The 23378-nt window shown below is 43.8% G+C and carries 18 protein-coding genes; 7 read left to right on the top strand and 11 right to left on the bottom strand.

Features of this window, described 5'->3' with window-relative positions; all coding sequences use genetic code 11:
- Positions 1–104 precede the first annotated feature (104 nt).
- Positions 105–2165, top strand: coding sequence for a methionine--tRNA ligase (metG, locus tag AB4323_RS17365; RefSeq protein ID WP_017062160.1), 2061 nt, complete (start codon positions 105–107; stop codon positions 2163–2165).
- Between the two features lie 221 nt (positions 2166–2386).
- Entirely contained in the window at positions 2387–2866 is a 480-nt protein-coding gene (locus AB4323_RS17360) for a DUF1456 family protein (protein WP_010437231.1), read from the top strand.
- Between the two features lie 194 nt (positions 2867–3060).
- Here AB4323_RS17360 and fadR read toward each other — a convergent pair whose 3' ends face one another.
- Positions 3061–3900: a fatty acid metabolism transcriptional regulator FadR gene (gene fadR / locus AB4323_RS17355; protein WP_017062161.1), complete on the bottom strand. Its 840-nt coding sequence runs from the start codon at positions 3898–3900 to the stop codon at positions 3061–3063.
- 640 nt (positions 3901–4540) lie between these two features.
- Here fadR and nhaB point away from each other — a divergent pair.
- The gene (gene nhaB, locus AB4323_RS17350; RefSeq protein ID WP_372152983.1) at positions 4541–6133 is read left to right on the top strand and encodes a Na(+)/H(+) antiporter NhaB; all 1593 of its coding nucleotides are present in this window, start codon (positions 4541–4543) and stop codon (positions 6131–6133) included.
- 147 nt (positions 6134–6280) lie between these two features.
- Positions 6281–6790, top strand: a complete 510-nt coding sequence (gene dsbB / locus AB4323_RS17345) for a disulfide bond formation protein DsbB (protein WP_102394342.1) — start codon at positions 6281–6283, stop codon at positions 6788–6790.
- Positions 6791–6917: 127 nt separating this feature from the next.
- Here the strand turns inward: dsbB and AB4323_RS17340 are convergent, their stop codons facing one another.
- On the bottom strand, positions 6918–7538 hold the full coding sequence (locus AB4323_RS17340; RefSeq protein WP_371724734.1) for a YecA family protein: 621 nt from the start codon (positions 7536–7538) through the stop codon (positions 6918–6920).
- 175 nt (positions 7539–7713) lie between these two features.
- Here AB4323_RS17340 and dusC point away from each other — a divergent pair, with 175 nt between their 5' ends.
- Positions 7714–8670: a tRNA dihydrouridine(16) synthase DusC gene (dusC, locus tag AB4323_RS17335; protein WP_372152981.1), complete on the top strand. Its 957-nt coding sequence runs from the start codon at positions 7714–7716 to the stop codon at positions 8668–8670.
- Positions 8671–8808: 138 nt separating this feature from the next.
- Here dusC and AB4323_RS17330 read toward each other — a convergent pair whose 3' ends face one another.
- The 3 genes from AB4323_RS17330 to yfbV form a co-directional block, all read right to left on the bottom strand.
- Complete coding sequence (locus AB4323_RS17330) at positions 8809–10275, bottom strand: sensor domain-containing diguanylate cyclase (protein ID WP_017069188.1); 1467 nt, start codon at positions 10273–10275, stop codon at positions 8809–8811.
- A gap of 251 nt (positions 10276–10526) precedes the next feature.
- A complete protein-coding gene (locus AB4323_RS17325; protein ID WP_372152979.1) occupies positions 10527–11492 on the bottom strand; it encodes an ABC transporter substrate-binding protein in 966 nt (321 codons plus the stop codon).
- Positions 11493–11794: 302 nt separating this feature from the next.
- Positions 11795–12247, bottom strand: coding sequence for a terminus macrodomain insulation protein YfbV (gene yfbV, locus AB4323_RS17320; RefSeq protein WP_017062168.1), 453 nt, complete (start codon positions 12245–12247; stop codon positions 11795–11797).
- Positions 12248–12588: 341 nt separating this feature from the next.
- Between yfbV and AB4323_RS17315 the strand changes: the two genes are divergently transcribed.
- Together AB4323_RS17315 and pta are read left to right on the top strand one after the other, a co-directional pair.
- Positions 12589–13785, top strand: coding sequence for an acetate kinase (locus tag AB4323_RS17315; protein WP_017062169.1), 1197 nt, complete (start codon positions 12589–12591; stop codon positions 13783–13785).
- Between the two features lie 147 nt (positions 13786–13932).
- On the top strand, positions 13933–16098 hold the full coding sequence (pta, locus tag AB4323_RS17310; RefSeq protein ID WP_017069189.1) for a phosphate acetyltransferase: 2166 nt from the start codon (positions 13933–13935) through the stop codon (positions 16096–16098).
- Between the two features lie 82 nt (positions 16099–16180).
- Here the strand turns inward: pta and AB4323_RS17305 are convergent, their stop codons facing one another.
- The 6 genes from AB4323_RS17305 to AB4323_RS17280 form a co-directional block, all read right to left on the bottom strand.
- On the bottom strand, positions 16181–17119 hold the full coding sequence (locus tag AB4323_RS17305; protein ID WP_065583982.1) for a glutathione S-transferase family protein: 939 nt from the start codon (positions 17117–17119) through the stop codon (positions 16181–16183).
- Positions 17120–17324: 205 nt separating this feature from the next.
- On the bottom strand, positions 17325–18311 hold the full coding sequence (gene oppF / locus AB4323_RS17300; protein ID WP_017062172.1) for a murein tripeptide/oligopeptide ABC transporter ATP binding protein OppF: 987 nt from the start codon (positions 18309–18311) through the stop codon (positions 17325–17327).
- Positions 18308–19279, bottom strand: a complete 972-nt coding sequence (locus tag AB4323_RS17295; RefSeq protein WP_012603544.1) for an ABC transporter ATP-binding protein — start codon at positions 19277–19279, stop codon at positions 18308–18310. Before AB4323_RS17295 ends, oppF begins: the two co-directional genes overlap by 4 nt.
- Positions 19280–19321: 42 nt before the next feature.
- Entirely contained in the window at positions 19322–20224 is a 903-nt protein-coding gene (gene oppC, locus AB4323_RS17290; protein ID WP_017067675.1) for an oligopeptide ABC transporter permease OppC, read from the bottom strand.
- Positions 20225–20239: 15 nt separating this feature from the next.
- Positions 20240–21160 (bottom strand): oligopeptide ABC transporter permease OppB, encoded by a 921-nt coding sequence (gene oppB, locus AB4323_RS17285; protein WP_017067676.1) that lies wholly within the window; start codon positions 21158–21160, stop codon positions 20240–20242.
- A 103-nt stretch (positions 21161–21263) separates the two neighbouring features.
- Positions 21264–22895, bottom strand: a complete 1632-nt coding sequence (locus tag AB4323_RS17280) for an ABC transporter substrate-binding protein (RefSeq protein WP_016767672.1) — start codon at positions 22893–22895, stop codon at positions 21264–21266.
- Positions 22896–23378 lie beyond the last annotated feature (483 nt).

Below are 23378 nucleotides of genomic sequence, written 5' to 3'. Positions count from 1 at the left end.
TAAAAAACTAGGGGAATCCTTAGTCTGATACCTTGGCGTATCACACGTTATAAAGTAGTATTACCTCTCAAATTTATACCTATCAAAAAAGCGAATTATTAAGTATGGCAACTGATCCAAGACAACTTTTGGTAACTTGTGCGCTTCCGTACGCTAACGGCTCTATTCACCTTGGCCATATGCTTGAGCATATCCAAGCTGATATCTGGGTTCGATACCAGCGTCTACGTGGCAACACTGTAAACTTCATCTGTGCTGACGATGCTCACGGCACGCCAATTATGCTTAAAGCTCAACAGATGGGTATCACGCCAGAAGAGATGATCGCTGCTGTTAGTGAAGAGCACCAAAAAGACTTCGCTGGCTTTGATATCAGCTTTGATAACTACCACAGCACACACAGCGAAGAGAACCGTGAACTGGCTTCTCACATCTACTTAGAACTTAAAAAGAACGGCTTCATTTCTAGCCGCACTATTTCTCAGCTTTTCGATCCTGAGAAAGAGATGTTCCTACCAGACCGCTTCGTAAAAGGTACTTGCCCTAAGTGTAAGTCAGAAGACCAGTATGGTGATAACTGTGATAACTGTGGTGAGACATACAGCCCAACTGAGCTAATTAACCCTAAATCAGCGGTTTCTGGCGCAACTCCAGTAATGAAAGACTCTGAGCACTTCTTCTTCGACCTACCTCAGTTCGAAAGCATGCTTAAAGAGTGGACTCGTTCTGGCTCTCTACAGAATGAAACTGCAAACAAAATGCAGGAATGGTTTGAGTCTGGTCTGCAACAGTGGGATATCTCACGTGATGCACCTTACTTCGGCTTTGAAATCCCAGGCGAAAAAGACAAGTTCTTCTACGTATGGCTAGACGCACCTGTTGGCTACATGGCTTCTTTCAAGAACCTATGTGACAAACGTGACGATCTAAACTTCGATGAATACTGGAAGAAAGACAGCACAACTGAGCTTTACCACTTCATCGGTAAAGACATTGTTTACTTCCACAGCCTATTCTGGCCAGCAATGCTAGACGGCGCAGGTTTCCGTAAGCCAAACAACGTATTCGTACACGGCTACGTAACAGTGAACGGTGCGAAGATGTCTAAGTCGAAAGGCACATTCATCAAAGCAAGCACGTACCTAAACCACCTAGACCCTGAGTGTCTACGTTACTACTACGCTGCTAAACTAAACAGCCGCATCGATGACTTAGATCTTAACCTTGAAGACTTCACTCAACGTGTAAACGCTGACGTAGTAAACAAGATTGTTAACCTAGCTTCTCGTAACGCTGGCTTCATTACTAAGCGTTTTGAAGGCAAGCTAGCTGCTGAATTTGCAGAGCCTGAGCTATACAACGAATTCGTTGCTGCTGCTGAGCGTATCGGTGAGCTATACGAAACTCGTGAATTCAGCCGTGCTATCCGTGAAATCACTGCACTAGCGGATAAAGCTAACCAGTACATCGACGAAAAAGCACCTTGGGTTCTTGCAAAAGAAGAAGGCAAAGAAGCTGAGCTTCAACAAGTTTCTTCTGTAGGTATTAACCTATTCCGCGTACTGATGGCTTACCTGAAACCAGTGATGCCAGAGCTTGCAGCTCGCACTGAAGCTTTCCTAAACGAAGAGCTAACGTGGGAAGCGATTGCTACTCCGCTAACTGATCACGAGATCACTAAGTTCAAAGCGCTATTCAACCGCATTGACCCTAAGAAAGTGGAAGCAATGGTTGAGTCTTCTAAAGAAGATGCAGCCGCTGAAGCAGCAGCGAAAGAAAAAGCAGAAGCTGAAAAAGAGCAAGCAAGCCAAACTGAGCTAGACAAAGAGCCAATCGCAGACGAGATTGAGTTCGATGCCTTTGCAGCAGTAGACATGCGTATCGCTCGTATCATCTCTTGTGAAGAAGTACCAAAAGCGAACAAACTACTGAAGTTCCAACTAGACATCGGTGGTGAGACTCGCCAAGTATTCTCTGGTATCAAATCAGCATACAAACCTGAAGAGCTAGAAGGCAAGCTAACTGTAATGGTAGCAAACCTAAAACCTCGTAAGATGAAGTTTGGTATGTCTGAAGGCATGATCCTAGCCGCGGGCCCTGGTGGCAGCGACCTGTGGATCCTTGAGCCACACGAAGGTGCTCAACCTGGTATGCGTGTAATGTAATTCTGGCTTCAGTCAGATAACAAGCACTCATAGCGAAATCCCTAATGCACTTTTAACTTGAATGAGTTAATAGGCATTGGGGATTTTTTATATCTACCGAAAATAAGCGTTCTCTGTTAGAGTCGCCGTCAACTATGCTATGTAGAGTAGAAATTGGTTCGTCGACAAAAATAGGCTAAACCAACACCTCTTTACTCTAAAACCCTTTTTAGGAATCCCCAGTGACTAACAACGAAATCTTGCGTCGTATTCAACACGCACTAAACCTTAAAAATGCACAAATCATCAAAGCTATCGAACAAGCTGATGTGACTGTTGCTCATGACCAAGTGATTAACTGGCTAAAAGATGACAACGACAAGTCATGCTCTAAGATGAAAGATAAAGAGTTGGCGGTATTCCTAAATGGTTTCATCAACCTTAAGCGTGGCAAAAAAGAAGGCGAGCAACCTAAACCTGAAGTTGCACTGACGAACAACATGATCTTCATGAAGCTTCGTATCGCATTAAACATGAAAGCAGAAGATGTTTTGGACGTACTAGAAGTGGTTGGCATTAGCTTGAGCAAGTACGAAATCGGCGCTTACTTCCGCAAGCCAGAAAACAAAAACTACAAAGTGTGTGAAGACCAACTACTTTGCGATTTTCTAAACGGTGTGCAATTTACCAACCGTCCAGACTCAGAAGAGTTTGCGGGTTAAGTTACTACTCCTAGATAAATTTTAAGTTGCTACACATAGATAAATTACTCGTCATAGGTAAGTAACTGACCCACTGATAATTTTCTAGTAACGACAGATAAATAAAAAGCGGCGAGATAATTGAATTATCTCGCCGCTTTTTCGTTTTCTTTACGTCACTGACTAAACAGGAACAACAATAGTAAACCTATGCCTTAGCTGTCGTCTTCAGTGAAGTTCGTCGGCAATGTCGTTTTCATTTCATTCCAAACTTGTGCACTTGCGATACCGTAGTTACGAATCACTAATGGCAAAGTTTCGCGCTCGCCACTTTCACAGATAATGAACAACTCTTTATAAAAGTCCATCGCTAAACGTCGTGCTTCTGGGTTAGAGAAGTAGTAGCTACCGATACGGTCATAAAGTTTACGCACACCGTTAAAGATCAGGCCGTAAATCTGGTTGCCTGAGTGGAATGCCAAACGTTGGAAAAGCATGTAATCATAGAAGTTGAAAGTCTTCGCGATTAAGATCGTCTGACGTTTCGCTTCATCTTTTTCTGAATCTTCTTTTACCGCTTGTTTGATCTTGTCAGCGTATGGCGACGATTCTAGGAACTCATCCCAAGTTGGTGCCGCAAGTAGCGCTTCACAAGATTCAATCACGTTACTGATAGTACGCTCTGAAGCTTCTTTGTTTGCTTTGAATGCATAACGCATAAAGATCGGGCTGATATTAGTACGAGCAGCAAGCAGGTCTTCTACCATTTTGCTTGCGTTATCAACGTCCAACGTCATTAGCGTATCAAGGATATGAAGACCTGAGGTTTCCATAAACTGGTTAACTTTAGTTGGTTTGCCATGTTGGATTGTCAACCAACCATCACGAGCAAGACGTTGTAGTACTTCACGAAGCGTAGTACGTGTAACACCAATCAGCTCAGAAAGCTCACGCTCTGCGGGCAAGATAGAACCTGGAGGGAAACGGCCATTCCAAATACTTTCAATGATATACTTCTCTGCAAATCCTGCCGGGCTCTTCGCCTTAATGACCATCTACACTTCAATCCAATTTAATTATTCTGTTCTAATTTACTCATCATACCACTAGTTCACACCTAGCGGAAACACCCTCAAAAATTTTACTCACCCTAAACACCGTTAGAGTTATAACTCTAAAGTTCAGCACACGTTTGCACCTCAGGTTTGTAAAGCAAGCGACTCTAAACCACCATTTAAACAAACCGTTAACACAACAATTTTTCTTTAAAATCAATGGGATTGGTCATATTTTTAAAGCTACTAATTTGCAATATTAAGTTGTAATAATCATATATAAGCCGTCGTTATTCTGTAATTTTCAATCATTTCGCTGAAATATTGATTCTAGTCGGTTTTTATCACATTTTAAGTGGTATGCTTGCGCTACTTTGATCGCGTTTCTCAACAAAAAAGAGGTATTTTTAGGGCTACAGGGCTTTTCCTGTTGACTAAATGTTATCTAAGAGTAAAGTTGCGCTCAAAAATAAGCAGTGCTTGAGTTTCTAAGGGAGTGACTTGGCAAGACCACAGAACATTACATGGAATGTAGTTTTTCTAAGTCACTGTTAGTCATAGTTTTTAACAATTTCTATAGCTCGATTCTCAAAATGTTGTATTGCTTGTCTATTCATAATCAACATAAAAGAGTATTAACATGCCGATGTCTCTCGGAAACGCTTTTATCAAGAACTTCCTTGGTAAAGCTCCTGATTGGTATAAACTTGCCATCATTTCCTTTTTAATCATCAACCCGTTTGTTTTCTTCCTAGTTGACCCATTTGTTGCGGGCTGGCTATTGGTGGTTGAGTTTATTTTCACTCTAGCTATGGCTCTCAAATGCTACCCACTTCAACCGGGTGGTCTATTAGCTATTCAAGCAGTCGCCATTGGCATGACCAAACCAGAAATGGTTTATCACGAGCTGCAAGCAAACCTTCCTGTATTACTCTTGCTCGTATTCATGGTTGCTGGCATTTACTTCATGAAAGAACTGCTTTTGTTCATTTTCACGAAGATCTTGCTTGGCATCCAATCTAAAATTTTACTCTCCGTTGCCTTCTGTGTTGCTGCCGCTTTCTTATCAGCATTCCTAGATGCACTAACAGTAATCGCCGTAGTTATTAGCGTTGCGGTCGGCTTCTACTCTATCTACCACAAGGTTGCATCAGGCAAGGGCACAACGTCTTCGCACGATCATACTCATGATGAAGAGATCTCAGAGCTAACTCGTGATGACCTAGAAAACTACCGTGCTTTCCTACGTTCACTGCTAATGCACGCTGGTGTGGGTACAGCACTGGGTGGTGTAATGACCATGGTAGGTGAACCACAAAACTTGGTAATTGCTAAGCAAGCAGGTTGGGAGTTCGGTGAATTTATCATCCGTATGCTGCCAGTAACACTACCTGTTTTCTTCTGCGGTATTTTAACTTGTGCACTTGTCGAGAAATTCAAAGTGTTTGGTTACGGTGCTCAACTACCAATGAATGTTCGCCAAATCTTAGTTGAGTTTGACAACAAAGAACGTGCAAACCGCACAAAGCAAGACGTAGCAAAACTATGGGTTCAAAGTGCAATCGCAGTTTGGCTTATCGTCGGCCTTGCACTTCACGTTGCTGAAGTAGGTTTGATTGGCCTGTCTGTGATCATCTTAGCTACAGCATTTACGGGTGTTATTGAAGAACACTCTATGGGTAAAGCCTTTGAAGAAGCGCTGCCATTTACTGCACTTCTTGCCGTTTTCTTCGCTGTTGTTGCTGTAATCATCGACCAAGCTCTATTTAAGCCAGTCATCGATTCTGTACTTCATGTTGAAGATAAAGGTGCACAACTCGCTCTCTTCTATGTTGCCAACGGTATTCTATCGATGGTTTCAGATAACGTATTCGTCGGTACGGTTTACATCAACGAAGTGAAAACTGCTTTGGTTGAAGGCATCATCACTCGTGGCCAGTTCGACCTACTTGCTGTTGCTATCAACACAGGTACTAACCTACCTTCTGTTGCTACGCCAAACGGCCAGGCTGCATTCCTATTCCTATTAACATCAGCACTTGCTCCGTTAATTCGACTGTCTTACGGCCGCATGGTTATTATGGCTCTGCCATACACCATCGTATTGGCTCTGGTTGGCCTAGCAGGCATTGTGTTCTTCGTAGAGCCAATGACAGTATGGTTCTATGATGCAGGTTGGATCATTCAACGCACTGGTGAAGTCGTCGCTCCAGTTATCTCTGGTGGTCACTAAGCTAAACACTGTGTCGCAAACCACAATAACTATAACTAACTAATCAAAAATATTAGTTGATTAGGAAACTTATCCAAGATAAAAAGCTCTGAGTAATCAGGGCTTTTTTATTTTATAGACAGGATTCAATTCGTGAACTTTTTAGCAATGATCAAAGACTTCTCTAAGGGACGTTTATCTTGGCTTTTACTGCTGGCTTTTATTGTCTTTTTTGAAGCGTGCGCTCTCTTCTTCCAACACGTGATGATGCTTGGTCCTTGCGTGATGTGTATCTATGAGCGCGTTGCTATGCTCGCTATCGGTGTTGCCGCCATGATTGGTGCGATTGCCCCGAATAACCCAATATCACGCTGGTTAGGCCTTGCTAGCTGGGGATTTGGCGCATACAAAGGTTTGATGCTTGCTTTAGAGCACGTCGATTACCAGTTCAATCCGTCCCCTTTCGCAACCTGCGACTTATTCGTAACCTTCCCTAGCTGGGCGCCTTTAAACCAATGGGCTCCGTGGATGTTTGAGGCTTACGGCGATTGCAGCAAGGTTGTGTGGCAGTTCTTCGATCTTTCTATGCCTCAGTGGCTAGTAATTATCTTTGCAGGTAACTTGGTTGCTTTCGGTATTGTGGTTATTTCTCAATTTGTGAAGTCGAAAAACGACTAACAGTAAGCCGTTGACACTTGGACAACAAAAAAGTCGACCACGAGGTCGACTTTTTTATTACTTAAGCTTTTGAACATATTAAGAGAGTCTGTTATTCACACAAACTAAGTTGCTCAACAAGCCGTGATTAGCTGCTTTTACCGCAGCATTGTTTAAACTTCTTGCCGCTTTCACAAGGGCAAAGGTCGTTTCGACCGATGTCTTTAAACGGGTTCACGCTCTGGGACTTATTGCCCAACATAGCTTCATCCGCTGCCATTGCCACTTCTGAGATCATCAGATCGACTTGACCCACTAAATCGGCAAGCGATGGTGGGGTAGTAAGCCCTGCAGCGATCATTTGTTGTTGAGTTTGCTCTTCATCAATCGCAAGCATCAAGGTGGTTAAGAGCGCTTGCAACATGCGCAGAGTACCATCCGCGACTGTCACGCTCTGCCACTGCTCTTCCACTGTTGGCCAAACCATCATGAAGCCTTCAGAAAAATCAGCGAACTGTTCGTTAAAGTCACCTTCAGCCAGTACGTCTGTTAATAGGTATTCATTACGCTGAATCAGGTTGTGCTGGCGATTAATCTGTTCTGTCACCGTTTTTACCAGCTCTTTACCCGCTTCAGGCGCAACGATAACCAGCCACTCTTCTGGATCGAGTGGTTTGGTCGCTAAGTTAGAGGCAAGGATTGCACCTTCCATAAACTGCGGAGTAATGTCAGTGATTGATTCTGGTAGGCTTAATAATTGATATGTCATGAAAGCTCTGGATATTGGGCATTTCCGATATTATAACGCCATCCTCCCAAAGATGTCGCTATTAAGAGACGAAACCATCATTAAGACATGCACCACACTCATAGTGACAATTCTGTAAGCACACCGTACAATCACGCCTCGAATTTTTCGGTTCATTCAGTTTTGGTAAAGCAACATGCGCGTAATACTTGGCCCTATGGAGGGCGTTCTAGACCACCTAATGCGTGAAATTCTCACAGAGATTAATGATTACGATCTCTGTGTGACAGAGTTTGTGCGCGTCGTAGATCAACTTCTTCCCCCGCATGTGTTCCACCGTATTTGCCCTGAGCTACATCAAGGCTCTCAGACCATGGCTGGTGTGCCAATCCATCTCCAACTTCTAGGGCAACACCCAAATTGGATGGCCGAGAATGCTTTTCAAGCTGCTAGCTTAGGCGCGAAAGGGATCGATCTTAATTTTGGTTGCCCAGCAAAAGCGGTCAACAAAAGTAATGGTGGCGCTTCATTGCTAAAAGAGCCAGAGCTCATCTATCAAGTGGTGAACGCCTGTCGAGAAGCGGTACCGGCACACATTCCTGTGTCCGCAAAGATTCGATTAGGTTGGGAGCATCCGGAAGAGTGCTTTGAAATCGTCGATGCCATCGAACAAGCCAAAGCTGACGAACTCACCGTGCATGCAAGAACCAAAGTTGGCGGCTATAAAGCCAGCGAAATCAAATGGGACTTCATCAATCAAATAAGAGAAAAAACATCTCTGCCGTTGATTGCTAATGGGGAGATCTGGAACTATCAAGATGGTCAAGATTGCATAGAAGCAACAGGCGTCGATTCATTAATGGTCTGCCGTGGTGCTTTCAATATTCCAAACCTTGGTAACGTCGTTAAGCACAACCACCAGAAAATGCCGTGGGATAAAGTCATTGAACTTTTGCTGCGCTATTCAGAGTTTCAAATTAAAGGGGACAAAGGCATGTACTACCCCAATAGAGTGAAGCAGTGGTTTGTTTATCTAAGTAAAGGCTACCCTGAAGCGAACGAACTGTTTAAAGAAATTCGTACTTTCAAAAAGGCGCCACCGATTGTAGAACGCCTTCAGCATTATCAAGAAGAACGCCGCCAACCTGTTTAAGATTATGTTTAGGGTTAAATACCCAACGCTACAAACGTGTTTACCGGTGCAAATAAGCTTTGCTTGGTAGACACGTTCGCTCTTCCCTCTTTCATTTTCATTTTCATTTTCATACAAAGCATCGATTCAATAACGTGGTTAAAATTTAAGACGGTCTTTACCCGTCGTCTTAGCCACGTACAGCTTTTCATCGGCGTACTTAAATATCTCATCGAAGTTAAGTTTACTTTGCTCAGTTTCAACAATGCAGACACCGCCAGACACCGTAAATCCATTTGGAATAATGTCGGCTGAAGTGGAACAAATCGCATTCTTCACTCGCTCTAATGTTCTCATCAAAGTTTCACGATCTTCGCCTTTCATATAAACGACAAACTCTTCACCGCCAAACCGTGCTGCAACGTCACTGCTTCGAATACTGTTGCTGATCTGACGCGACATATAACGAATCACATCATCCCCCTTATCGTGGCCGTAGGTGTCGTTAATTGACTTAAAATCATCAATATCGAAGACGGTTAATGCAAACAGTTGATCGTGCTCTACACTGCGCCAGAACGCTTCTAAGCCACGACGATTCAATAACCCTGTCATAGGGTCTTTGGCTGCGAGATCTTTGAAGTAACCACGTTCAATATTGGAATTGACGTAGAAGAAGATGGTTACTGAGAACAGATACACAATGATGGCAACAATAAGGCTGTCTTTCTCGTAGACGAAAAAGTGCTCAACCTCTTTCGCGATGTCTAATTTGTAATACATCGCATGGTGAGACGAGACACCATCCAGTTTGATCTCGTGATAAAAAGCCGCAGAATCTACCGGAGTCGCTAAAGTGGTATCAATGATATCGATCCGACCTGCAAGATGCTCATTCGAGTTTGCGAGCAGCTTGTCAGCATTAATATCCACCGACAGCATCCCTTGGTGAACGCCTTTATGGAATACAGGGATCGTCATACTGATTATACGGTCAAGGGAATCAAAACGATAACCAGGGCCTGAAAGGGTAAGTTGGTCAGGGTTGTTGGCTGTTTTCTGCCAATAAGGACGACTCTTTATGGTCGAGAGTAACTCTTTGCTCAGCCCTTTGGCAAAACCTTCAGGTGAAGAGATCACATAGCCGCTCGTATCAATAAAGTGCACGCCGGCATGGTATTCATCAAGCTGGGATAAAAATGAAAGAATAGGAGCTAACGCTATTTTTTCTGACGCGCTCTTATAACTATCACTGCTTTCAGAACAAAGAGACTCTTGACCAATTAGCATATAGTCGATATCGACAGAGGGAATGTCTGAGGTTTTACCGTCGGCAAGTAGCAATACATCAATAGGCCAGATTTGGCAAAGACCATCCACAACATGTTTGTTGTGATCAAGAAAGAGAGGGTTTCCTGATTTATAATAGTTGGAGAAGCTGTAGTCTAGGGCTGTCGCCACTTTTGTGGTTCTTTTGAACACATCTTCAATACGATGAAACTCACTACTGATATCTTTTTCTACCGCGTCAAAATGATTCTTTCCTATTAGGCCAAGTAACATCGCGGCGATCACAGCGGGAAACCCGAAAACAAAGGTTAGGCTAAAGTGCCTATTTACTTTCATATAATGTGCTCTTAGCGTTCAGCTATTTTCATTTTCCCCATTAATATTATTACATTAATCGGCAATTCGCTCGACGTAAAATAATGTAAATTGATATTAACGACACACCTAACGGTCAAATAACCGCTTACAAATGAATAAAATAGAGAAGCGCCAACATATAGAGCAGGTGAGTTTGTTATCTGAGCCCATTTCAATGCTGTTAATAATATGACTTATGGCCTATTAGCTCACCTAACACCAAACTCAATTCACCGGCTAATGACCGCACGCTCAATCACAGATTGAGGCACTGTCACGCCAAGCTCACGAGCAGCATCTAGGTTGACCACCAGCTGAGAGCTCTGCGCAGTTTTGACACTCAACTTCCCGGGCTTCTGTCCTTCCAGAATGGCTGCGACATAATCCGCGGTCTGAACCCCAACATCATAATAATCTAGACCTAAACCAGCAATCGCTCCCTTTCCGACATAAGATGTGGCGCCTGCGACGACTGGCGTATCTGCGTGGTTAGCCGCTTTGATAAGACCCTCCATGCCGCTTGCAACCGTATTATCGGTCAAGGCATAGATAACATCGGACTTCTTAGCAATGGATTCTGCTTTTGCTTCGACATCGTCAACAGTCAGCGCTTTTTCGGTGTGAAGTGTATAACCGAAATCTCGAGTTGCCTTTCTCAATAACCCAACTAACGCAACGGCATTTGCTTCTGCTGGGTTGTAAACTACACCGATTGAATTAGCTTCAGGGAGCAGTTCTTTGATTAATGACACATGCTGAGTGATCGGAGATAAGTCAGAAAGCCCCGTGACATTACGCCCCGGCTTTTCTAATTGTTTAACGAGCCTAGCGCCGATAGGATCCGTAACCGCGGTAAACACGATAGGAATCGAGCGAGTCGCCGACACTAAGGCTTGTGAAGTCGGTGTCGCGATACCAACAAGTACATGTGGATTTTCACTGACGAGCTCTCTGGCAATCTTGGCTGCCTGAGCCGGGTTACCATTCGCCATTTCATAGGAGAATTCTAAGTTCTTACCGGGTTCATAACCATTGGCTCTCAATCCTTCAATAAGCCCTAAACGTGTCGCATTCAGATCTGGATGGTCAACAACTTGTGAAACCGACACTTTGGCAACGTTTGCCATTGCATTGCCAGTCCATAGCAACATCAAGCAACTTAAAACCGCTGCCAATACCTTTCTTACAGAACTCATTATCGCTCCCTGAATCAAGCTCTACCCGTCATTACTCGCTCAAAGAGAACAACATCAAAATCACTATTGACATTATTACCAGTAACCATTGATAACTTGAAGTGATATTTAACAAAAATACAACAAGGCTCGAGTTATGTGAGAAAGGTTATATTGACTTCGGAGGAAGGTAAGAAACCAAGTGAATAAGGACAGGTAAGCTAAACGGAAAGTAAGCGAGGTAACAAAAAGAGGAGCAAATCTGAGAACAAGCTATAGAAGATGAATAGTTGTTCTCAGACAAGAGGGAGAGCTGGGATTCTTTAGAACCAACGCTCCATTGAGGATTTATCTAACTGACGAAAGGCACGATTTAAAATGATTGCCAATTCTTTATAGCGAGGGCGCGGCTTCATAGGCTCTAACGCAAAACCCGTTTCAGTGATCTTTTCATGCAGTTCGCGGTACCACGATACTAGCGCCGGCGGAAGTTGTGTATTTGAGCGATTGCCCAACCACCACATACCTTGTAGCGGCAAGCTGATCGCAAACAAAGCCATAACCACAGCCTGTGGCATCGCTTGGTAATTATTAAAGACCATTTGTGTAAGAACACTGATAGCGGCAATCGCAGGCATCACTTTCACGCCAAAACGGGTCGCTTTAATAATGCGTTGTTCTGGGAAGATCGCGTTTAACTCTTTTCGGACGGGCCAGAGATCCATGTACTTTTGGCCATCTTTTAAACTACTAGCTAAACCAACTCTATTGCTCATATGAGTCTCCCATTAAAAAAAAGTTGAAATCATCAACTAAAAACACAAAAATTTGACGAAAAATAATATTCTTTCAAATTTTTTTGTTATATTTGCACAATATCGCTATTATTTGCAGACCTCAATCTCATTGTTGCCCTTATTTACAATTTAAGCAACTTTGAGAAGACTTCTGCAAGGAATGCACAAGCCTCTTTTTGATAAAGAGCGCTTTCACTTTATACGGAAATTAACGTTTTTTTGACCAAGGTTAGTACGCAAGCCTATGTGCTTCGACTATTCTTGAGATTAATTTTCATCCTTAACTGATTTCGATCAGAAAAATAAACAGGTAGTCATTAATGTCTAAGCTAGTTTTAGTTTTAAACTGTGGTAGTTCTTCTCTTAAATTCGCTGTTGTTGATGCAGAAACAGGTGCAGAGCACCTAACTGGTCTTGCTGAGTGTCTAGGTCTTCCAGAAGCTCGTATGAAGTGGAAACTTGATGGCAAGCATGAAGCACAACTAGGCGCGGGCGCAGCTCACGTAGAAGCACTATCTTTCATGGTAGAAACTATTCTTGCTTCTAAGCCTGAGCTTAAAGCTAACCTTGGCGCTATCGGCCACCGTATCGTACACGGTGGCGAGCAGTTCACTTCTTCTGCACTTATCACTGATGAAGTTCTTAAGGGTATTCAAGACGCTGCGACTTTCGCACCTCTTCACAACCCTGCTCACCTTATCGGTATCGAAGCGGCTCAACAGAACTTCCCTGGTCTACAAAACGTTGCTGTTTTTGACACTGCGTTCCACCAAACAATGCCTTCTGAGTCTTACCTATACGCTCTACCGTACAACCTGTACAAAGAGCACGGCATCCGTCGTTACGGCATGCACGGTACTTCTCACCTATTCATCACTCGTGAAGTTGCAGGCCTACTAAACAAGCCAGTTGAAGAAGTTAACATCATCAACTGTCACCTAGGTAACGGCGCTTCTGTATGTGCAATCAAGAACGGTAAATCTGTAGACACTTCTATGGGTCTTACTCCTCTTGAAGGTCTTGTAATGGGTACTCGTTGTGGTGACCTAGACCCTGCAATCATCTTCCACCTACACGATGCTCTTGGTTACTCTGTTGAAGAAATCAACAACATGCTGACTAAAGAGTCTGGTCTTGCTGGTCTAACTGAAGTGACTTCTGACTGTCGTTTCGTTGAAGACAACTACGGTGAGAAAGAAGAAGCAACTCGTGCAATGGACGTGTTCTGTCACCGTCTAGCTAAGTACGTTGCTGGTTACACTGCAACTCTAGAAGGTCGTCTAGACGCAATCACTTTCACTGGCGGTATCGGCGAGAACTCTGGCCCAATCCGTGAAATGGTTCTTAACCGCCTAGGCATCTTCGGCATCGAAGTTGACGGTGAAGCTAACCTTAAAGCTCGTTTCGGCGGCGAAGGTACTATCACTACAGCTAACAGCCGTATCCCTGCAATGGTTATCTCTACTAACGAAGAGCTAGTAATTGCTGAAGACACTGCGAAACTAGCAGGTCTTTAATTGATTTTCCTGACTAGCTTCACTCGAAGCTAGTCAGTTTTTCATATCAAGAAAATGGGGCTCAACTTCTATTCCTACCCCAATTTTAATATCGGTGGGAATAGCAGTTGAGCTTTTTTTATTTCCAATAGTTAAAGGTGTTCGTCAATGTCCCGTACTATTATGCTTATCCCTACAAGCGCTGGTGTTGGTCTTACTAGTGTTAGCATGGGTGTTCTTCGCGCTATGGAGCGTAAAGGCGTAAGTGTTTCTTTCTACAAGCCAATCGCTCAGCCTCGTAGCGGTGGTAACCAACCAGATCTAACGTCTACTATCATCAGCGCAAACAGCGACATTAAGATTGGTGAGCCAATCGCAATGACTAAAGCTGAAGCTTTGATCGGTAGTGAAAAAATGGACGAGCTTCTTGAGTCAGTTGTTGAGCAATACAACAAGATCAACAAAGACGCAGAAGTAACGCTAATCGAAGGTCTAGTACCTACTCGTAAGCACCCATTTGCTAACCAAGTGAACGCGGAAATCGCAAAAACACTTGGCGCGGAGATCGTATTCGTTGCGACTCCTGGTACTGACAACCCTACGCAGCTTAAAGAGCGTATCGAAGTAGCATGTTCTAACTTCGGCGGTACTAAGAACAAAAACATCAAAGGCGTAATCATCAACAAGCTTAACGCTCCTGTTGATGAAGCTGGCCGTACTCGCCCTGACCTATCTGAAATCTTTGATGATGCAGACAGCGCTCAGCAAGCGAACCTTGAAGTAATGCAAATCTTCAATTCTAGCCCTATCCGTGTTCTTGGCTGCGTGCCATGGAGCATCGACCTAATCGCAACTCGTGCGGTTGATATGGCTAAGCACCTTAACGCTGAAATCGTTAACGAAGGTGAAATCTCAACTCGTCGTATTAAGAGCATCACTTTCTGTGCACGTTCTCTACCTCACATGATTGAGCACTTCAAACCAGGTTCACTGCTAGTAACTTCTGCAGACCGTCCTGACGTTATCGTTGCTGCGGCTCTTGCTGCGAAAAACGGTGTTGAGATTGGCGCAATCCTGCTTACTGGCGGTTACGACATTCCAGAAAGCATTGCTAACCTTTGTGCACCAGCATTCGCTTCAGGTCTACCGATCTTCAAGGCTCAAGGTAACACTTGGCAGACATCTCTAAACCTACAGAGCTTCAACCTAGAAGTTCCTGCAGACGATAAAGAGCGTATCGAGTTCGTTAACGATCACGTTGCAAGCCACATTGATGGCCCTTGGATTGATTCTCTATCTGAAGGTACTCAAGGCATCCGTCGTCTAAGCCCACCAGCATTCCGTTACCAGCTAACTGAATTTGCTCGTAAAGCGGCTAAGCGCATCGTTCTTCCTGAAGGTGATGAGCCACGTACAGTTAAAGCTGCGGCTATCTGTGCTGAGCGCGGTATCGCAACGTGTGTACTTCTAGGTAACCCTGAAGAAATCCGTCGCGTTGCAGCGCAGCAAGGTGTTGAGCTTGGCGCTGGCGTTGAGATCATCGATTCTGCATCAGTTCGCGAAAACTACGTAGCTCGTCTAGTAGAACTTCGTGGCGCTAAAGGTATGACTGAAGTTGTTGCTCGTGAGAAGCTAGAAGATTCAGTATTCCTAGGTACTATGATGCTTGAAGCTGGCGAAGTTGATGGCCTAGTTTCTGGTGCTGTTCACACAACGGCGAACACAATCGTTCCTCCGTTCCAGATCATCAAGACTGCTCCTGATGCTTCTATCGTATCTTCAATCTTCTTCATGCTTCTGCCTGATCAAGTTCTTGTATACGGTGACTGTGCGATCAACCCAGATCCAACAGCTGAACAGCTTGCTGAAATCGCTATCCAATCTGCAGATTCTGCTGCGGCATTCGGTATCGACCCACGCGTTGCTATGATCTCTTACTCTACTGGTGAATCTGGTAAGGGTGCAGACGTAGATAAAGTACGTGAAGCAACGAAACTTGCTCAAGAGAAGCGTCCTGATCTAGTGATCGACGGTCCTCTACAGTACGATGCAGCAATCATGGAAAACGTAGCCGCTTCTAAAGCGCCTAACTCTCCAGTTGCAGGTAAAGCGACAGTATTCGTATTCCCAGACTTAAACACGGGTAACACGACTTACAAAGCTGTACAGCGTTCAGCAGATCTAGTATCTATCGGTCCAATGCTTCAAGGTATGCGCAAGCCAGTAAATGACTTGTCTCGTGGCGCTCTAGTAGACGATATCGTTTACACAGTAGCTCTAACGGCTATCCAAGCAGACCAAGCTGCACAAGCTGAAGAAAAAGTAATTAACTAATTTTTCTTTTGTAAAAAGCAAAAACCCTAGATGTTTATCTAGGGTTTTTTTATGTCTGGAGTAAAGGAACTACTTGGTAAGCCTAGCCTCGACCATGTGGTGATTCTAAGTCTAGCTCTGGTCCTTTGGGTACAACTTGAGTCGGATTGATACCAGTGTGGCTGTAGTAGTAGTGACGCTTGATATGATAGAAATCGGTCGTCTCTTTAATACCCTCTATTTGATAGAGCTCTTTTAGATAACCTTGGATATGTTTGTAATCCGCAATTCGTTGCTTGTTACACTTGAAGTGACCCACATACACAGCATCGAATCGAACCAAGGTCGTGAACAACCGCCAATCCGCTTCAGTAATCTGCTCTCCCGCTAAATAACGTTTCTCACTAAGATGCGCATCCACTTTATCTAACGCTTCAAATAACGCTTCATACGCCTCTTCGTAGGCTTCTTGTGTTGTCGCAAAGCCGGTTCGGTATACGCCGTTGTTGATGTTTGGGTAGATATAATCATTCCACTCATCAATCTTCTTGGACAACTCCCACGGGTAGTAATCATCGGTGTTACCCGTTAGCTCGTTAAACTCTGAGTTAAACATGCGAATGATTTCAGACGACTCGTTACTCACAATGGTGTTGGTTTTCTTATCCCACAGCACAGGTACCGTTACTCTACCCGAGTAGTCAGGCTTGGCTTGAGTGTAGATTTGGTGCATGCGGGTATGGCCAAATAGAGGTTCAGGTAACCCCATTTGCCAACCTTCACTCATCATGTCTGGGCAAACAACCGTCACGTCAATGTGATCGGTTAGGTCTTTCAGCTCACGGAAGATAAGGGTTCGGTGCGCCCAAGGGCAAGCCAATGATACGTATAAGTGATAACGGCCGCTTTCAGGCTCAAACTGCGCGCCCGGTTTGTTCTCTATCCAGTGACGAAAGCCCGCATCTTCACGAACAAACTTACCACCGCTTTCTTTGGTGTCATACCACACATCGTGCCAAACACCTTCAACTAATTTGCCCATATCCAAACCTCTGTGATGCTAACTTTTCTCTAGTATAAAAAAAGCCAACTTTTTCAAAACTAGAAGAAGTTGGCTTAGTTGTTCGAATTATTTGATGAAGCTGTTGAGCAAAATATAGGAACTAGGTCTGCAGTACAAAAAAAGCGCGACTCTAAAAACTAGTCGCGCTTAAGCCTGTCACAGGCTGAACCGTTTTAAATTGGCCCTAGACTTGTACGTGCAAGCAAGATACTGCGTGCACATCATCGCCTTGAATCGTTGGCTTAGTTTGCGCACACGCTTCTGTCGCTTGTGGACAACGAGTACGGAAAACACATCCTGATGGTGGGTTGATTGGCGATGGTAGGTCACCTTCCAGCATCTGGATAGTTTTACTACGCTCTAAGCGAGGATCTGGAATAGGAACCGCAGACATCAACGCCTTGGTGTACGGGTGCTTTGGATCAGAGAATAGTGCATCTGACTCACCCAGCTCAACCGCATTACCTAGGTACATTACCAATACACGGTCTGAGATGTGCTTAACCACTGACAAATCGTGCGCGATAAATACCAGCGAAAGACCTAGCTCTTTTTGCAGTTCTTTCAAAAGGTTAACAACTTGAGCTTGGATAGATACGTCAAGTGCCGAAACAGGTTCGTCACAAATGATCATCTTAGGTTTCAAGATAAGTGCACGTGCAATACCAATACGCTGACACTGACCACCAGAGAATTCATGTGGGTAACGGTTGATTACGTTTGGTAGTAGACCAACCTTTGCCATCATCTCTTTAACTCTGTCCTTCACTTCTTGTTTAGAAAGTTCAGGGAAGAAAGTCTCTAGAGGCTCAGCAATGATATCGCCTACTGACATACGTGGGTTAAGCGACGCTAGCGGGTCTTGGAAGATCATCTGAATCTCTTTACGAGTCTCACGACGCTTCACTTCCTGCATCTTAGTTAGGTCTTGACCTAACCACATCACTTGACCTTCAGTCGCTTCAACCAAGCCGATAATCGCACGGGCAAAAGTTGATTTACCACAACCAGACTCACCCACTACGCCTAGTGTTTCGCCTTCGTAAAGGTGAACATCAACCCCATCAACCGCTTTAAGGTTTGATGGTTTTGCCCAAGGCCAAGCAGACTTAGCTGCAATGCTAAAGTGAACTTTCAGGTCTTTAATATCTAATAGTAATTCTTTACTCATTTTGTCCAAGTCTCCCAGTCTGAAAAACAAGCACGCTGACGGTCTTTAGCAAATGGCTGCAAAATCGGTGCTTCTTGCTTACAACGGTCCATTACACGGTGACAACGGTCTTGGTAAGGACAACCTGTTGGTAGGCGAAGTAAGTTAGGTGGGTTACCTGGAATCGTCGGTAGAATTTCACCTTCGGTATCCAAACGAGGAATCGCTTTAAGCAGGCCTTCCGCGTATGGGTGGCTTGGCTCGTAGAAGATTTCATCAACCGTGCCGTACTCCATTGTACGACCCGCGTACATCACAAGTACTTTGTCACAAGAACCAGCAACAACACCCAAGTCATGGGTGATCATAATGATTGCTGTATTGAACTCATCTTTTAGTTCGTTCAGCAATTCCATGATTTGCGCTTGAATGGTTACATCCAGTGCCGTTGTTGGTTCATCAGCGATAAGCAATTTAGGACGACACAGCAGTGCCATTGCGATCATCACACGCTGACGCATACCGCCCGAAAACTCGTGCGGGTACATAGTGATACGCTTGCGTGCTTCAGGGATTTTCACCGCTTCAAGCATGCGTACTGATTCTTCAAACGCTTCTGCTTTACCCATGCCTTTATGCAGCATAAGTACTTCCATCAGCTGATCACTTACTTTCATGTAAGGGTTCAGTGAGGTCATTGGATCTTGGAAGATCATCGCGATCTGTTCAGCACGAACCTTGTTCAGTGCTTTTTCAGGCAGGTTGAGAATTTCATTGCCTTCAAACTTTGCACTGCCCGAGATGATGCCGTTCTTAGCCAGCAGCCCCATCAGTGCAAATACCGTTTGTGATTTACCTGAACCCGACTCACCAACAATACCCAGCGTTTCGCCTTGGTTAAGTGAGAAGTTCAAGTCGTTTACTGCGGTTACGATACCATCTTGTGTGGTAAATTCGACGCGCAGATCTTTGACATCTAATAAGCTCATTATTGCTTCCTTAATCTTTTATAGCTTTTAATTGCTATTTCGTTATCTGTCTTTTGGATCAAGCGCGTCGCGCAGACCATCACCTACGTAGTTAAAGCAGAACAGCGTAACTACCATGAATGCCGCAGGGAATGTCAATTGCCAGATTGCAACTTCCATTGTTTGCGAACCTTCTTGAAGCAATGCGCCCCAGCTTGTCATAGGCTCTTGAACACCAAGACCAAGGAAAGATAAGAATGATTCTGTAAGGATCATGCTTGGAATAAGCAACGTAGAGTAAACCGCTACGATACCCAGTACGTTCGGTACGATGTGACGTGTAATGATCTTCCATTTGCTTACACCACATACGTGTGCAGCTTCAATGAACTCTTTACTACGTAGGCTCAACGTTTGACCACGTACAATACGCGCCATATCTAGCCAAGCAATCGCACCAATAGCAACGAAGATTAGGACGATGTTACGACCAAAGAACGTTACCAGTACGATTACTAGGAACATGAATGGCACTGCGTACAAGATCTCTAGGATACGCATCATCACTCGGTCAGTACGACCACCGATGAAGCCAGAAGCTGCACCGTAAAGCGTACCAATCAGTACCGCTACGAATGCGCCCATCACACCAACCATCAATGAGATACGACCACCGATAAGAGTACGAACGTACAAATCACGGCCTAAGCTATCAGTACCAAACCAGTGGTCCGCGCTTGGCGCTGCATGCATTGCGTACCAGTCAGTATCATCATAAGTGTACTGAGCAAGCATCGGTAAGAAGATAACTGCCAATACCATAAGCGTAAGAATAAACAAGCTTACCATTGCCGCTTTGTTTCGCATAAAACGAATGCGGGCATCCTGCCACAAACTGCGACCTTCAATCTCTAAACTCTCAGAGAACTTTTCGATCGCTTCTAAATTTTCTTTTTTCTTCAACATAACCATGCGTCCCTGTTAGTAGCGAATTTTCGGGTCAATTAGCGCTAGCAAAATATCAACGATTGCGTTGAACAAGATGAATAGGAAACCAATCAAGATGGTTACACCCATTACTAGCGAGTAGTCACGGTTAAACGCGGCGTTAACAAACAGCTTGCCGATACCTGGTAGGCCGAAGATGGTTTCAACAACAACAGAACCTGTAATGATACCTACAAACGCAGGTCCCATATAAGAAACGACAGGCAGCAGTGCTGGCTTCAGTGCATGTTTTAGAACGATGTAACGGTAACTTAGGCCTTTTGCACGAGCAGTTCGGATAAAGTTACTGTTTAGCGTTTCAATCATGCTACCGCGAGTAATACGAGCAAATGTGGCTACGTAAAGAAGAGACATCGCGATAACTGGCAGGACGATGTACATATAAGTACCGCCGTGCCAACCACCTGCTGGGAATATGTTCCAGTGCAGAGAGAACAGGTAAATAAGCGCTGGAGCCAACACGAAGGATGGCATTACTACCCCGAGCATAGCGGTCGACATTATGGTGTAGTCAATCCAGGTGTTGTGCTTCAAGGCGGCAATCGTCCCGACCGATACTCCCATAATCAGGGTAAAGATAAAGGCAATAAAACCTACCTTCGCAGATACTGGAAGTGCGACTGCGATCAGCTCATTTACGGTGTAATCTTGATATTTGAATGATGGACCAAAGTCACCTTGAACGATGTTAGTCAAGTACGTGGTGTACTGTTCAAATACAGGTTTATCTAAGCCGTATTTAGCTTCGATGTTAGCCATAACTTCTGGCGGTAATGGGCGTTCGCTCGAAAACGGGTTACCCGGTGCAAAACGCATGAGAAAGAAAGATATAGTGATCAACACCAACATGGTTGGAATCGCTTCGAATATCCTTTTCATAATGAATTTAAGCATAAACTCACTCTTTTCAGTCTGTGACAATTAAAAATTAAATAGACACTGCGTGCGATTTCTCGCACACAGGTCTAAGTTAGTTATATTTTATTTTTATAGGAGGTTATTTTGCTTTGATATAAAGATCTTTTGAATAGATCTTATCTTCGGCGTTACCTTCTGGGTAACCACCTAGCTGAGGTGATACAAGACGTGTTGTAACGTACTGGTAGACTGGAGCAATTGGCATGTCTTTAGCTAGCAATTTTTCTGCTTCGATGTATAGCTTAGTACGCTCTTCTTCTGAAGTAGAGCTTAGTGCTTTATCGATAATCTTGTCATAGTCTGCGCTCTTATAGTGCTGACCAGCAGTTGTATTTTGACTAACCATCAATGTTAGGAATGAAGATGCTTCATTGTAGTCACCACACCAACCTGCACGAGCAACGTCAAAGTTACCAGTATCTTTACTGTCTAGATATGATTTCCACTCTTGGTTTTCGAGTTTCGCGTTAATACCAAGCTCTTTCTTCCACATTGATGCGATTGCTACAGCAAGCTTCTTGTGGTTTTCAGACGTGTTGTAAAGCAGGTTAAATTCAAGTGGGTTGCTCTTCGTGTAGCCCGCTTCTTCAAGAAGACGCTTCGCTTCAGCAATACGCTCTTTTTGAGAAAGTTGACCATACTCTGGAGTTACCGGGTCAAAACCAGCAGTAATTTCAGGAGTCAAGAAGTAAGCTGGTTTTTGACCTTGACCAAGAATCGCTTTCGTCACGATGTCACGATCCATCGCATAAGACATTGCTTTACGAACACGTACGTCGTCGAAAGGTGCTTTCTGTGCATTAAATTGGTAGTAATAAGTACACAGGTTACCCTTAATGTTTACATCTTCTGGGTATTCTTTCTGTAAGCGACGGAAGTGCTCGTTAGGAACTTCATATGTGAAATCTAGTTCGCCAGAGAGGAAGCGGTTCATTTCCGCTACTTGGTTTTCGATTGGTAAGAATGTTACTTTGTTAAGAACTGTATGTTCGTTATCCCAATAATTTTCGTTGCGTACTAGTTCAAGACGCTCGTTAACTACCCATTGATTTGGAACAAATGCACCATTACCAACAAAGTTTTCAGGCTTAGTCCACTGGTCACCGAATTTTTCAACAGTTGCTTTATGTACTGGCTTCACTGTTGTGTGACCCATCATCATTACGAAATATGGGACAGCTGTATCTAAAGTCACTTCTAACGTGTAGTCATCTAAAGCTTTAACGCCTAGTTCACTCTTGTCTTTCTTACCCGCAACGATGTCTTTCGCATTCGCCATCTTGGTATATTCCATGTACCAAGCGTATGGAGAAGCAGTTAAAGGATCAACCGCACGTTGGAAGCTGTAAACGAAGTCATTTGCCGTTACAGGATCGCCGTTAGACCATTTTGCGTCTTTACGTAGGTGGAAAGTGAATGTTTTGTTGTCTGTCGTTTCCCAGCTTTCAGCTACTCCTGGGATAGTATTGCCGTCGCCATCTTGGTTCACTAAACCTTCTAGAAGGTCACGAATTACGTGAGATTCTGGTACACCTTGAGATTTGTGAGGGTCGAGTGTTGCTACTTCAGTACCATTACCGCGAACCAGTTCCTGAACTTTTGCTAGTTCAGTGCCTGCTGGAACTTCAGCAGCGATAGAAAGAGTAGAAGTGGCAGCCACTGCCAAACCAGCACCTAGAAGAAGGGCCTGAGTGATTTTATTCTTGTACATTTAATAAACTCCAAGTTTTCCGTATTGCATCCATGACTTCTTTGCTTGGTTCACTGAACGGCAGTGATTTAGATTTATTTAGCTCAAATTTTAAGCATAAAAATCTAAAACCTTACAAAGATTGAGGCACACACTATCAACCATTGAAGTAATTTGCCATAAACAAGTCGCAAAAAATCGGATAATTCTCCGAATTACTCAAGGTAACAGTGTAAATCTCTAATAAAAACCTAATGAATAGTGAGTTACACATAGGGATTAATTAAAAAACAGCCTTTAGTGTTGATGTATCTGTATTGATACTTTTTTTAGCATCTTATGCTAGAACACGGTCAGCAAATTAACATTAATGCCACATGAAATCTAATTGCACATCACATATCCCCTAAATAGACTCCACTATTTGTGAGGATTATCACTTTATACAAAACAGCATAATGCACTGCACCAAAACAGATTTAGAAATGCACCAAGACAGGCAAA

The organism is Vibrio sp. 10N.261.52.C11, assembly GCF_041471405.1.
Lineage (GTDB): Bacteria > Pseudomonadota > Gammaproteobacteria > Enterobacterales > Vibrionaceae > Vibrio > Vibrio crassostreae_C.
Note: the sequence above shows the minus strand (reverse complement) of the source record. Positions and strands in the feature narration are given on the sequence as shown.